The organism is Ferroplasma acidiphilum (assembly GCF_002078355.1).
Classification (GTDB): Archaea; Thermoplasmatota; Thermoplasmata; order Thermoplasmatales; family Thermoplasmataceae; genus Ferroplasma; species Ferroplasma acidiphilum.
Window position 1 is genome coordinate 1045300 of the sequence record NZ_CP015363.1, and the last position, 14747, is coordinate 1060046.

General features: G+C 35.8%; 9 protein-coding genes. 4 read left to right on the forward strand and 5 right to left on the reverse strand.

Features of this window, described 5'->3' with window-relative positions:
* Positions 1-7: 7 nt before the first annotated feature.
* The 5 genes from ppcA to fad_RS05165 all read right to left on the reverse strand — a co-directional run bounded on the left by ppcA (position 8) and on the right by fad_RS05165 (position 8266).
* Complete coding sequence (ppcA, locus tag fad_RS05145) at positions 8-1534, reverse strand: phosphoenolpyruvate carboxylase (protein ID WP_081142409.1); 1527 nt, start codon at positions 1532-1534, stop codon at positions 8-10.
* A 173-nt stretch (positions 1535-1707) separates the two neighbouring features.
* Positions 1708-3105: an ammonium transporter gene (locus fad_RS05150; protein ID WP_081143161.1), complete on the reverse strand. Its 1398-nt coding sequence runs from the start codon at positions 3103-3105 to the stop codon at positions 1708-1710.
* A gap of 674 nt (positions 3106-3779) precedes the next feature.
* Positions 3780-5633: a DNA/RNA helicase domain-containing protein gene (locus fad_RS05155; RefSeq protein WP_081142411.1), complete on the reverse strand. Its 1854-nt coding sequence runs from the start codon at positions 5631-5633 to the stop codon at positions 3780-3782.
* 133 nt (positions 5634-5766) lie between these two features.
* Entirely contained in the window at positions 5767-6978 is a 1212-nt protein-coding gene (locus fad_RS05160) for an MFS transporter (protein WP_081143162.1), read from the reverse strand.
* Positions 6979-7048: 70 nt separating this feature from the next.
* The gene (locus fad_RS05165; protein WP_009886139.1) at positions 7049-8266 is read right to left on the reverse strand and encodes an MFS transporter; all 1218 of its coding nucleotides are present in this window, start codon (positions 8264-8266) and stop codon (positions 7049-7051) included.
* 230 nt (positions 8267-8496) lie between these two features.
* Between fad_RS05165 and fad_RS05170 the strand changes: the two genes are divergently transcribed.
* From fad_RS05170 to fad_RS05185, 4 genes are all read left to right on the forward strand, one after another.
* Positions 8497-9714: a tetratricopeptide repeat protein gene (locus fad_RS05170; RefSeq protein ID WP_009886140.1), complete on the forward strand. Its 1218-nt coding sequence runs from the start codon at positions 8497-8499 to the stop codon at positions 9712-9714.
* 672 nt (positions 9715-10386) lie between these two features.
* The gene (locus tag fad_RS05175) at positions 10387-12183 is read left to right on the forward strand and encodes a phosphoenolpyruvate carboxykinase (GTP) (protein ID WP_009886143.1); all 1797 of its coding nucleotides are present in this window, start codon (positions 10387-10389) and stop codon (positions 12181-12183) included.
* 148 nt (positions 12184-12331) lie between these two features.
* A complete protein-coding gene (locus fad_RS05180) occupies positions 12332-14095 on the forward strand; it encodes an alpha/beta hydrolase family protein (protein WP_081142413.1) in 1764 nt (587 codons plus the stop codon).
* A gap of 126 nt (positions 14096-14221) precedes the next feature.
* Positions 14222-14731, forward strand: a complete 510-nt coding sequence (locus fad_RS05185; protein WP_019841317.1) for a class I SAM-dependent methyltransferase — start codon at positions 14222-14224, stop codon at positions 14729-14731.
* Positions 14732-14747 lie beyond the last annotated feature (16 nt).

A 14747-nucleotide genomic window follows, 5' to 3' on the forward strand; every position in this document is an offset into this window, starting at 1 on the left:
AAAAATATTAACCTATGAATTTTCTTAACAGGCTGAGCTCGTAAATATATGATTTAACTTCTTCAAATTTCCTATTTTTAAATGCCATGAGCAGTAATTTAGTGTATAAATTATGTTTCTGCACATTATATGATGTTTCGGTTGGAATGCCTATGTTATCTTCAACATATTTAATATCTTCCCTTATCATATCCAGAGTTTTATCGCTAACCCTCCAGATTTCTTTTAAATAGTCAAGTGATTCGTAGTTGAAGTATTGTGCACTGGCTTTTATATCCTGTTCCATATAACGGTATAATTTCTTTAACAGCACCTGACTGGATTCCGGTAGGGACGATAAGGAAGCTATTCCAAGTATCTCCGGGGGAATTCCAATTGAATAAAGAGCACCAACAAAGGAAATTGCACGTGGCAAACTAGCTTTTCCTGTACTACGGGAGTATCCAAATAGCCCTATATGCAATTTCCGCTCCCTTCTCTTCGGAAGATAAAATGTTATGTCATTAATTGGCTGTGCAATATCCTCTATAATTTTCTGAAATCTTTCAGAATATGTGCCCACAATTCCCTTTATTATTTTTTCAGTTTCTATATCAATAAATTCAGCTTTCTGTGGCGTATGTTTATTGATTAATTTAATTGAATCTTTGACTTCCTGATCATTGTAATCGTATCTAAAAGCTGATTGTATAGAGAAAGTATAGTATTGATCGTATTCAGAAAGTGCCCTTTTTATATTTGCAGGGCCAAGATTTCCCCTGAATGGTGAAGAGCCGGCTCCGATTATTGGATATACTGACATTCCAGTATCCTCACTTATTTGGTCCATTTTAGACGCTGCATATTTTGCAAGCAACGTTGCAGGAATCATCCCGTAATTCATTGCAGGATCTGACCTTGCAATAAAGATTCTCATATATTCTGGAGAAATAACCCTGTGATATTCCTTAACAATATGCTCAATATTAAATATTGAATCTTTATCTTCTATCAATGGAATCAGGTTAATCTTGCCTGGAAGAACTTCCCCTGTAACATCCTTTGAATAAACATTGTCATAAAGATTGATGGATTGTGCTCCCACCACACATTTTTCATAAAATTTGACCACATTCAGCATGCTCCTGTAATCTGTGGTGAAGGGAAGTATTACCTCAAATATTGGAGCTATTCCATTATTGAATATCCTGTTTGAAACATCATAATTAAGTGGGATGCTATTTAGAGTCTCATTCAGAATTTTTCTTTCAGCCCCTTCAATTAATGGATTTGGAACCCGGTATGTCAGGAAAATATCCTGCCCAATTTTGCTATTTTCAAAGAAAATGCGGTCCTTTGCAAATAATTTCCTTATTACATGTGTATCTACATCTTTCCCTTCTGCATCCCACATTACCTCCTGTATTCCTAATTTTTTATACGCTATGTAAGCTTCTTCGATTTCGTCTTCATTTGTAATTATATTTTTATTTGAACTCCATTCCGGCATCAATGCATTGTCAGGATGTTGGGTTGACATCGTTTTTGGAATCATAATCCTTAATGCGAAGGATGTAAATATATAAATTGATTAAAAAAATGGCATCTGTCTCATTTATACATGTAAAATAAGAGAGGATTCAATACAGTATGGATTATAAGCTATCAAAATATGATTTCTGTCTATACTGGAAATAAAATATAATAGATTTGGGGGCATTACACTTATTAATCTTTATCTATTTTTTCATTGCCCTCCATATGAATGTTATTATGTTCAATTGCGTGCATTGGTGGTGAGGGCGGATAACCGGTGATATCAAGCCCTGCTTCTCCGTGAATAGCCATATCACCTATTTTTAGCCTTGCATTGGTCTCGCGCAATGGAATAAACACCCCGATCAACCTTAATAAACCGTATGTCAATGCAAATACATATAATATAACTATAACTGCAGCAAATGCCTGTATGCCGAGCTCATAAAAATTTCCATATAAGGCGCCCCGCAATCCCGGGTCAATATACTGTGTTACCACCGGATCAGCAAGTACCCCGGTTAATAATCCACCCACTACCCCGGCAACGGCATGAGATGAAAAAACACCCAGGCTATCATCCACCTTGAATTTAGGCTCTATTTTATATAGAAATATCCATGGTATTATTCCTGTAGCTATTCCTATTACCATTGCACCATAAATGTTAACATAACCTGCAGCAGGTGTTATTCCAACCAGCCCCGCTATAGCTCCAACAGATGCACCGATTAATGAGGGCTTCTTGAAAAACTTCAAATCCATGAACATCCATGTCATCATGCTTACTGCTGTTGCCACATTTGTATTTATTATTGCTATTCCTGCATCTATGGTAGCCCCATATGGATCGCCACCGTTGAATCCGTCCCAGCCCAGCCATATCAATCCCAGGCCCAGCATTACCAATCCGAGGTTATTTGCCTTCATCTTCATTTCATCTTTTAACCTCGGACCTATTACAAAGGCTGCTGCTAAAGCCCCTATTCCCGCATCTAGATGTATAACATACCCACCGGAAAAATCTACCGCCCCAAGCTGGTTTAACCAGCCACCGGCAAAAAGCCAGTACGCAACAGGGCTATAAACTACCAGCGACCAGATGGGCACAAAAATCATCCACGCTTTGAAATTCATTCTTTCTAAAATTCCACCCAGCAATAGGATGGGCGTAATAGCGGCAAATACAAACTGGAAAAACATAACCGTTGAATTTGGTATTGTTAATGCATCTTTTAAAGGCCCAACTATGGCCTGGCCAGATATAAATGACCCTGCACCTGCAGGTGATGGAATTCCAAAAATGTAATATCCGTCTATTTTCAACAAACTTGATGTGCCAAATCCAAAATTATAACCAGCCAGAATCCATATTATAAGAACTGCGGCAAAAGCGTATAAAGCCATCATCATCGCATTTACCATATATTTCCTTTTTGTCAATCCTGCGTAGTATATAGCCAGTCCGGGTATGCTCATAAGCCCAACCAGAGTGGAAGCGGTTAGCATCCATCCATTATTTCCTGTGTTAAGCCATGATGTGCTATCAGGGATAGTTGTAAAATACAATATCATGCTATTCAGTAACATGATAATGAGTACCATTTATGTATTGATAAATATTTCTATTTATTTTCTGTCAATTGTTTTAATTATAAGCTATTATCTGAATAATAAATATTTATTTGAGAATAATATGCCTTTAAGATATAAAATATATAGTAATACGGAATAAATCGGTAAAATAGAAACTTTTAGATATACAAATAAATTGCGCGTTAAGATAGAAATGTCTGAAAATTGTTTACATGGCATGTGTAGTCGCCAATTGTCAAAATACCACCTGCGAATATTTGTAATTAATATTGAGATACAGATTACCATAGCTTAAAAAATTCACCGATATTTATCAGAGAAAACCAGGAAAAATATGAAATATATGTTCTGATCCTTCTTATGATATTCATAGTTTTAAGTACAATAGGAATTGCAAATAGTTACTTACACTTCATCGGTTAGATAGACCTTAAGCACATCAGTTTTGGAATATTTGAACCTGTGTATAGACTTGGTTACACCGTGATGTTTATCATAGTGGCGTTTTTCCCACTGCCTGACTATATTGTTGTTCCGTTTTACAGATATCGAGCAGTTGCTAATGCAAAGATTTATTGAGCATAGGAAAGCACTGCCAGTAGAGTGAAATACTGCATATCCTTAGGTTCAATTTCACCGGTGGTTTTAAATTCAGTTATTTTACTATATTATTGTACATCCATAGAATTGCTACGATCATTCAAATCCATTTCCACATGGCATTGTCTTTTAAGGTATTCACCAGTTTCGCTGTCTTCACAGAATATATAGGTTCCATAAATTCCCCTTGTTAGAAGAATTCTGTATCGATTAACAAGAAGCTCTATAGCAGTGTCATATGATGTTTTATCTCCATTCTTTCCTTTAAAGAATAGTTTTTTAATTTCAAAATCTTCGCAATTGTCTCCAAGCACCCATTTATTATCTCTCCTCACAAGGTCTCTTCCCCATATGACACCGGTATAATCAGCTTCAAATCCCTGTGCGCCATAAACAGAAGCACATTTCTCCAGTTTATTTGATTCCCCACCTACCCAGAAAGGAGCATACTCTTTTTTAGGGTCCATAAGCCACCTTACCGCTATTCCGGTTCCAGAGTATAGATTAAGCCCTGATGGAATTCTATCCCCTATCCTGATATTATCCTGTGAATTAATATCGTGTATGTTTCCCTTTGCTTCAGTGAATGAGGCAACCAGAGCGGATTTTTTTCCAAGGTCTATTTTTGTTTTAAGTGTATTTATAAGGCATTTTATATCTGGAAAATATTGCAGGTCATACGGTTCAGGATAAATTGTGGATTCACCTTTCAGCAGTTTATTTACAAATTCTCCGTACTCATTACCATTTCTATATAAGCCTTTAAGTGTTATTTCATGCGGGTTCTCAAGATACTTTAAAAAATTTGATTGTGTTCCCTGTTCGCGCGTTCCAAGTATCTGGGAATCGTCATAGAAGAATACCGATATATCTGCTACTTTTCCTGCATTTTTAATATTTTTAACGGTCATTCTCTGTGATTCGTCGAATATAGCAATATCATAATGTACTGGAAATTTATCTTCAGCAACACCGGGATTGCCGGGCCTTCCGGTTGAATAATATTTAATCAGGGTGGACATTCCCGTGCTAATACTATCAAGGAGTTTACGCAGCGATGCGACCATCCTGTTATTCCTGTAAGAAAGTACAGATTGTTTGCCCATTGCTGATGACCTGAGAAGAAGGTTGAGGGCAATCAATGATTTTCCGGAACCGGGTCCGCCGTGGATTATATAATTTCCTGGCGTTCCTGTAAGCAGGTTATTAATTATTTCAAGATAGGGCTCCAATTGCTCGCTGTAAAGGCCATAACCTTCAGATGCAAGGGCTTTCATTGCGCCATTTTTGATATCAAGATGGTATTTCCTTACAGCCTCAAATAAGTTTATATTTTGCCTGTACCTTGCATTGACAAAGGTCGTCAGGCTGTGAGGATCGAATCCAGGGTCTAAATTTTTCTTCAATTCCTTTATTATTAATTCCCGTTCATTTCCAGAATATATTCCATCCATAGATTTGTTGTGATTTAATATGTTGTATAAAATGACCATAGAATTAATGTTAAAATTTTCTATCCCTTCTATACTATACTTTATTTTTCCAGAATAGTTCAACACCTGATATGAAGGATTAACTTCTTTTTTGTTATCAGCAATTACAGAATAATCATCGACTATTTCCATGGTTCTCCAGCCTTTCATTTCAATTATCATCAGTGATGGAGATACAGTATTTCCGACAAATATAGCATCTGCCCGCTCTCCTCCTGCAGGAATGATGTACTCAAGAACAATGCCCTTGCTGTTAAGTGCTGTGATCAGATTATATAGATATGCAATAGAACCCTTCCAGGAATTATACAGGTATAACCCGGGAGATACATGAAATAGTTCTCTATATTTGTTTGCCAGGGCATCTGGAAAATCTTTATTGTATTCTTCAAGAAAAGATTTGGTGTTGTTATAATATAAATAATTCATTGTAATAACAATATTATAACTTATTTAATAATTTTCTTTATATAAAAGAAAAATCCTTATATATTACAACCAGGTATCCTGAGATACAGTATTATTTTCCTTATATTCAGGGTAAACGGTAAAATTTTGCGCCCTAAGCCCGACCATTCGCAGTACCTTGTATGTTGACCACCTTTAACAGTATCAGGGCAAAACCTATAAAATAGAAAATAGAGGATAATTCAAAAAGCCGGGAATACTCAGCAGATCCCATACCCCGGAATAGAAAAAGGACCAGACCATATATCAATGGGGAAAACGCTGCACCTATCTCTGTGGAAACAAGGAATATGGATAAATATTTGCCTGCACTTCCATGCGGAACTATGAAACTCATATATGAATTTGTAATTGTAAAATAATTTCCATATGCTATACCTATTAATGAACCAAGGACTAAAAATAAGTAAAATGCGTGTATGAACGAGATAAATAATATGCTGAATCCACTTATCAATGGAAATATTAACAGAAATATTTCTTTATTTATTTTATCAGCAAGAATTCCTATGCCCACAGTAGACAATGCTGAAATTAAAAGTATAGTTACACCTGCTATTGCAACATAGATTGCAGTATCTTTCAAATCAAGTGAATATTCAAAATAGTAATATTCAAAGAATACCAGTCCAGAGCTCCCTGTGGTTATGAAAAAATTAGCTATTGCCATCCATTTAAATTTTGTAGATTGTTTAAAGTTTTTAATAACACCGGAAAGCTTCCGGTGTATAATTTCAGAGCTGCTAATATAATCCTCTCTTTTTATTGTAAATATTGTGATTATAGACCCTGCAGCTATAGTTATAAGGATTAATACAGTGGCAAGCTCTATTCGCCCTGTTCCGATTAAAACTCCCGATAACCCGAATCCAAAAGCTGAACCAATCAGTGTGAAAAAACCACCTACTCCTGATGATGTACTTCTCTGCGATTCGGGGATTATATCTCTAATCAACGGCTGGTAGGAGCCATAAGCAATATTGGACCCGATCTCAATCAGGATGTAAATAATAAAAATTGTAACAATGGTTTCTTTGATTATTATAAATAGCAATAAAGAAAATATAACAATTATAGAACCTATTAAAATCATAGGTCTTCTACGGCCATATCTTGAATGGAATTTATCTGAAAATGATCCGGAAAGAAAATTGAATGCAATTCCGATAATTATGCCCGCAAAAGCAATTATTCCAAGATATATCGTCTGGAGCCTGGATGGAACTAATAATTCTATTACATATGGGAGGAATAATGACTCAAAGGAAGTCCATAAATAATTATTTCCAAGATATACGGAATTCATCCCAAAAATATACCTGAAAGACTTCAATGAGTGTTCGTTCACTATAATGGATAAGCAGGTAGCTTATAAATTAATCTTTCAGTATCTTATAAAACATAGCAAATCCTATAAAGAAAAATCCTCCTGCGGCATAAAAAACATATCTGAAACCCAGGGAATAGGATGAAGAAAAATAAAGGATTAATCCGTATATGAGGGGTGACACAGAGGATGCGCCACCTGTGGCCATATTATAGTAACCCATATATTTTCCAGTTTCCTCACCGGGGGCCATATCGCTGGCTAAAGCATCTGAAACACTCATAAATATTCCATATGACATGCCTATTATGGAGCCTAATATAAGAAAATAGACAAATTTCTCAAATTCAGGTATGAGAATCATTGCGATTCCACCGATAACGGTTATATAAACAAGGATTTTTTTCCTGCCTATTTTATCTGACAATACACCGAAAACAAATGATGCAAACGCAGATGTAATAAGTACTACAATGCCAGCTATTGAGACATAATATGCCGGATTTGCGTAATGCAATATGTATTTAAAAAAATACAGCTCAAAGAATGATAGCCCTATAACACCTGAAAATACCATGAAGCTTCCAACAACTACATAGATATAATTTTTTAAACCATTTTTTAAATTGAACATATCCATGAATAATTTTGTTATCCCCGGCTTCTTCCGCTTAATTATCAGGTCTGATTTCTTTATGGTGTTGGTGGACAGGAGGGCAGTAACCACCACTACGACCGTTATTAAAACAATTACATACTGCCTATACGGTGTGTCTATCAGGAAACCTGTGATGCCATATCCCATCATAGAGCCTAAAAGTCTGAATATGCCCCCTATTCCACTACCCTTACCTCTTTGATCTTCTCCCAGAATATCTGCGTATAGTGGCTGGTATGCCCCTACTGCTACATTCGAAGAGATCTGTATCATAATATACCCGAGAAGAACGCCCGCAAGTGTAATAGTTAGAAGCTGATTAAGAAACATTGATAGCACTATGAATATTGCTCCAGCCATAATATAAGGTCCACGGCGACCCCACCCAAAATTATACTTGTCACTCAATGTCCCGAAAAAAAGACCAATAAATACACCGAGGGCAGTACCTATAAATGCAATTATTCCCAGGAATAAACTACTTTTATTATACGACAATAATTCAATGGGCAGTATATAAGATTCATATGAAATCCATAGATAATTGGTGCCAAGATGTATGGCATTCATTTTTAATAAATAACTGGTGCTTTTTGGTATATTTACCACTTTTTATTAACATAGCTATAGTATTAATAAACATACGTTTTGTATATTGATAGTTTTCATATAACTTCCAGAAAAGATAAAAACAATGAATAATTGACCTCGAGACAACATAATTTAGTTATACGCACATATCAGGTATAATTTATACAAATGTGCCAGCATTGGAAAAAGCCATGGGCAATATCAGTAAAGAATAGAACTTTATTATATAACTTAAGGCTATAATCCCTATGGCTGATAAAAGTATTGATAAACAGGTTGACAAATATTATAACGAAGCAATGAAACTTTTTAATGATGAAATATATGATAAAGCAATCCTTCCGTTAACCAGGGCCATTAAATTAGATAATGGCAATCCAGAGTATTATGAAAAGCGGTCGTGGTGTTATATATATACAGACGAGAGCAAGAAGGCAATAGAAGACATAGATAAGGCCTTATCCATAGTTAAAAAGCCGGAGTATTATATTGCAAAGGCATACGCATTGATAAATGATAACAATAACAGTGAGGCATACACGGCACTTGATACAGCAATAAATATGGCTCCAGGGAATCCCGATTACCATTCTATTAAAGGAGATCTGCTTCTTGACGACAAAAAATATGGCCCTGCTCTAGAACAGTATAATACAGCAATAAAAATACTTCCAGGTGTATACCAGTTCCATTATGGAAAAGCCATGGCTTATTCGTATATGGAAAAATTTCCTGAAGCGCTTGAAGAATATAACAGAGTTATAGAAATTGAGCCAAATTTTGGGGAAGCTTATTACAACAGATCAATAATTTATCTGGATCAGGATAAGTTTGAAGATGCCATCCGGGATGCTGAGAGGGCAATGGATCTTGAATCAGACGTTCCGGATAATTTCGATTTAATGGGAAACATTTTAGCAGCAATGGAAAAATACGAAGAGGCCTTAAAATATTATGGTGAAGCAATAGAACTTGACAGTAGATTTGCTGCGGCCTATTATGATATGGGAATTATGTACGACAATATGAAAAACTATAGTAACGCCATTGAAAATTATGATAAGGCAATTAAACTGGTTGATAATTACTATGAAGGAACAAAATCGCCTTCAAATGCAGCTATTCCAGCATTTCTTAAAAAAGCAAATGACTTATATTTGCTTAATAAAGCAGATGACGCCATTGCCACCTATGAACAGGCATTTAAGAGAGAACCAGGAAGTGTAATAATTCCGGTAAAAATGGGACATATACTATTTGAACTGGCAAGGTACAGTGATGTGGTATCACTTCTATCACCAATCTTTTCATATGGCCTGAAAACTATTAAAAAAATGTGCGCAGAAGATGAATGCGAGGATAACCACCTTATATCCGGATTAAATGACCTTATCAATAGTTGCAATGCCACCGGTAAAACACAGAATGTCAAGTTATATAAAAAATTACTAGATGACATGCAATGAAGCAATGCACACGAATAAATTATTGACTCAAGTTAAATGATAAATCTATCTATTCCTATTATATATTATAGTAACAATAAAAGCATACAGGTCATTCCATTGATAAAATGGCCATCTCGGAACCAGAGGGAACTGGATAGATGGTGTAGCGCTATCCTCCCGGAGTTTGAGTATTATAAGAATGGTGGCTTCCAGAGGTATATTTTATATAGTTAAGGAAAAAGTAACCTTACTATGAATTATAATTATTCATTGCGTTTAACACGAGCTATTCTGATAAATTATTAAAATCAGATTTCTAAAACTTGTGTTTTTATTATTTCCTAACAAGAATATTACTTTTTATATCACTATTGTGTTTGGCATAGCACCATACCTTATACGTTTGGAATTTTTATAGTTTGCCGGTTTTGGATGCTATATTCGTAAATATGCTTAAATTTTTCATCATCAGATAAATTTAATGTACAATGGAATTTTTATATAAGACAATACATAATATTTAACGATAAGAAATGAATTCAATACTAATATTTTTTTACTATTAAAGTTTTTAGGAGAATGGAAAGGCCGGTTATTAGAATTTTTAGTGTTTTATAAATAATTCAATATATTATTTATTAATTTTTAAAATTATAGCAGGTTTATATAACAGGATTCACATCAAACTATATGGGTGATATAGAAAATATATCAAAAAATCCGGAAAATCAGCTAAAAATGTTATTATTCCATAGAAATCCAGAATTGAATGGAAGACTGGAAACATTTGTGAGAATGCTTGAACCAGCGAATATTGTTGTTATTACTGACCCAGATTTTTATGAAAAAAAACTGGTAGGGGAAATGGCAACAGACCATGAACTTATAGAATTGAATAGGAAATATTACAGTAATTCTTACCTGTACAGGAGCAATCCAGATGATGTTGCAAGGACTGAGAAGGATACATACATATCCAGTTTAGATGAGAAGAATGCTGGTGCAACAAATAACTGGATGGAACCAGAACACTTAAAATCCCGCATTTTCAATTTAATTAAAGGTTCAATGAAGAATAAAACCATGTATATCGTACCATTTATTCTGGGCCCCGCAGGTTCGAAATACAGTGAAGCGGGCATACAGATTACAGATAATCCATATGTTGTAATTAACTTAATAAAAATATCGCTTGTTGGAAAAGAAGCCATAAACCGTATTGAAAATACAGGCAAATATGTGGTAGCAATCCATGTAACCGGTACCCTGGATAAAAATAACAGATACATTGCACATTTCACAGATGAAGACCTGATAATTAGTGTAAATACCGCATATGGCGGAAATGCCCTCCTGACCAAAAAAGGCTACGCGCTGAGAATAGCAAGTGTACACGCAAGGGACAACTCAAGGATGGCAGAACATATGATGGCACTTGAAGTTACATCACCCAGCGGGAGAAAATACGGCATCTCAGGAGCTTTTCCAAGCGCCAGTGGCAAAACGAACCTATCTATGATACGGACTCCTACTGATATGGCTGGCTGGGATGCGCAACTATTGAGTGATGATATTATATGGATGCATATCAATAATGACTCGCTATACGCAATTAACCCTGAATATGGATTTTTCGGTGTTGCACCTGGCACCAATGCAACAACAAATCCCAATGCAATGAAAGCATTCAATAGGGATACAATTTTTACAAACACTGCACTAACAACGGATGGCAAACCCTGGTGGTATTCACTTGACCCTTCTGTAAGTGAGGTATATGACTGGCATGGCAATTTAACTACGGATTTAAAGAATGCGGCCCATCCAAACTCACGTTTTACTACACCAATAAAGAATTACCCGTATCTTTCTAGTAAATTCTATGATAATGAAGGCTTGAAAATTGACGCTATGTTATTCGGAGGCAGGCGCAGTGATCTCATACCGCTTGTGAGGCAGGCAAAGAGCTGGGCGCAGGGCGTGCTTTTCGGCGCAATGATAAGAGCTGAAACAACGGCTGCTACAACTGGAAAAGTTGGAATATTGAGAAACGACCCTATGGCCATGATTCCGTTCTGCGGGTATAACATAGGCGATTACTTCCAGCACTGGCTTGATATGGGAAAACTAGTACAGCACAGGCCTGAGATTTTTTATGTGAACTGGTTCAGAAAAGATTCAGATGGAAATTTCATCTGGCCTGGCTTCAGTGAGAATTTCAGGGTTATTGAATGGATTGCCAGCAGGCTGGATGCAAAAGCAAATGCCATTGAAACCCCTGTTGGATTAATTCCCGACATAGCTAATTTCGCCTCTGGAAATTTAGGCAAAAACAAATTAGAGCAGCTCTTTGAGATAGATTATCCGGGATGGTTAAAGGAACTTAACGAAATAGAACCATTTTTCAAAAAGATAGGCGATAGTTTCCCCGAAGAACTGTGGAGAGAATTTCATAACATGAAAGATGGAGTGGAAAAACAAATTTAAATTATAATATTTGCAATTAATTTTAACATTATATTTTATTGGTAACCAGATCATAAATGCTTACAGAATTGAATAAAACAGTGATAAAGCAATTACTTTAATGGAAATCCAATAACCAAGTTTTAATATTAATTTGAATTATAAAACAATGGAAGGGCATAGAATAGAAGATCTTCTGAGATTAAAAAATATTGAAAATGTTATAATCGACAGTACGGGAAAACGTATTGCCGCACTGGCGGGAAGCACGTACAGAGACTATAAGAAAAAGGAGTTTAATAAGTATATTTACATTCTCAAGGAAGACCTTTCAACAGAGAGGGTGATTCAGGGAACTGGAATAAAATGTATTGATATCTCAGATACAGGCCGGCTACTGTATGCTGATGGGCATGGAATACATATAACAGGGAATGGCTTTTCAGACCTTAACATAAAATTTGACGGTGGAATACAGCAGGCAAAGTGGATGGGGGATAAAATACTTTTCACAGCCACAGTAAAAAAACACAGCAGCCCTGAAGATGCCTACTTTTTTGAAGAAAATGATCCGTTGAATGAAATGTATTTGCTGGACCTTTCACATGGAATTAAAAAAATAACCGGAAATATACACATATGGGAATTCGATAATGATGGTGAAAATATATACGCTGTTACATCCAGCAAACCTATGGAGAGTTGCTGGTACAATTCATCTGTTTCGAAAATATACCTGGATGGAAAGGTAGAAAAGGTTTATGACCCGGATTTCAGGGAACTTGGAAAAATTACAGTCAATGGAAACAGGGCAGCTTTCCTTGAATCAATAATGAGCGACAGGGGTGTCATATCCGGAGATATAATCCTTTTGGAAAATGGACATGCTAAGAATATTACAATGGGCTCAGAAACAACATATTCACACATTGAATTTCACAAGAATTCTATGTATGCACTGGAAAACCACATGGGCACATTTACAATAAGAAATATGGAATCCGGAAAAGCTATATGGAAGGGGAGCGGAATTGTATATCCTGTATTTTCACCTGCATTTTCAACCAATGGGAATATATTTGTATTTCCGTATTCCAATGAAAAGGAAATAGCAGAAATCGTGCGTGTAGAATCTGGAAAGGTTAGCAGATCTGGAATAAATAGTGAGCTGCAGAACCTTAAGGCGTATCCATCAGAACTCGTAGAATGGAAATCCTCAGATGGCAAGGATATCTACGGCTTCTTCAGATCGGAAGGCTCCGAAAAACCTGTAATTGTATACATACATGGAGGGCCTACATCCTTTTCCTATCCTGCATTCATAGACAGGACAACAATGTATCTCGGTGCCGGATTTTCAGTGTTCCTCCCTAATTACAGGGGAAGCATAGGAATGGGCAGGCAATACGCTGAATCAAATCGGGGAGATATGGGCGGCATGGATTTTGAAGATGTTATTACTGGAATAAATTATCTTAAGAAACAGGGAAAAATAAAGACCGATAGAATATATATAACAGGTGGTTCATATGGCGGGTATATTTCCGCTCTGGCGATAATGAAATCAGATATATTCAAAGCTTCTGTTTCGCTCTACGGAATTTCTGACTGGATTAGTTTCCACGGTGTATCCAATCTCTATAACTGGGATCGGGTACATATGAATGATGACCCCTATAATTTCAGAAAATACGATGGATTTTCCGCAATAAGAATGGATCATGATGTAAAAACTCCTGTATTGCTGATGCACGGGGTGGAAGATCCATATGTTCCCATAGGGCAGTATTATGAGTTTTACAGATTTTTGAAGGAACATGGCAAATCTGTAAGATTATTAGTTTACCCCAGGGAAGGGCATGGATTTACAGAGAAGGATCATATGATTACGCAGTATAAAGAAACAATAGATTTCTTTAACCGCTATAAATGAAAAATACTGGATGTTAGTTGATATGAATAGCATTCATAGTCACTGGCTCCCATTAACTATTGTATTTGACATAGGGTTTATATTTTAAATTGATTTCAATTATATTAAAATAAAAGAGATGAAACTATGGAAGAACGATCAATGGATGAAATAATGGAGAAAATTAGCCCGCTTGTTACCGGCAACAATGTTTTAGATATTGGTACCGGGTTTGGGATTGTAATTAAGGCATTGATAAATAATAAAGATCTGAAAATTACAAGTATAGACCCGGAAACATGGAGGTTTGATGAGTTAAAAAACACATTTTTAACCGAAATTTATGAAAATAGATTAAAATTGATGAATGCATATGCAGAGAATCTACCGTTCAGGGATAATGAATTTACAACAACAATATCACTTTTCTCTGCTCATCACTTTAAAGATATAATTAAGGCACTGGATGAAATAAATAGAGTTACATCGGGGACCATTATCATAGCTGATTGGGGTCCTGAATCGGCCGGAAAAACAAATCCCCATAGCCCGGAACAACTTGAAATTCCAATGAGCAAGGTAAAGAGTCATGGAATAAAAAACAATTATGCAGTTAAAGATGGCAGCATGTGGTATATGATTTATAAAAAAAATTAATCTGGAATAATACAGG

What these genes read in the sequence shown, in the direction of transcription:
- fad_RS05170 (WP_009886140.1), top strand. Translation starts at nt 8,497, where the DNA reads ATGGCTGATAAAAGTATTGATAAACAGGTTGACAAATATTATAACGAA.
- ppcA (WP_081142409.1), bottom strand. Translation starts at nt 1,534, where the DNA reads ATGATTCCAAAAACGATGTCAACCCAACATCCTGACAATGCATTGATG.
- fad_RS05185 (WP_019841317.1), top strand. Translation starts at nt 14,222, where the DNA reads ATGGAAGAACGATCAATGGATGAAATAATGGAGAAAATTAGCCCGCTT.
- fad_RS05180 (WP_081142413.1), top strand. Translation starts at nt 12,332, where the DNA reads ATGGAAGGGCATAGAATAGAAGATCTTCTGAGATTAAAAAATATTGAA.
- fad_RS05160 (WP_081143162.1), bottom strand. Translation starts at nt 6,978, where the DNA reads ATGAATTCCGTATATCTTGGAAATAATTATTTATGGACTTCCTTTGAG.
- fad_RS05175 (WP_009886143.1), top strand. Translation starts at nt 10,387, where the DNA reads ATGGGTGATATAGAAAATATATCAAAAAATCCGGAAAATCAGCTAAAA.
- fad_RS05155 (WP_081142411.1), bottom strand. Translation starts at nt 5,633, where the DNA reads ATGAATTATTTATATTATAACAACACCAAATCTTTTCTTGAAGAATAC.
- fad_RS05150 (WP_081143161.1), bottom strand. Translation starts at nt 3,105, where the DNA reads ATGTTACTGAATAGCATGATATTGTATTTTACAACTATCCCTGATAGC.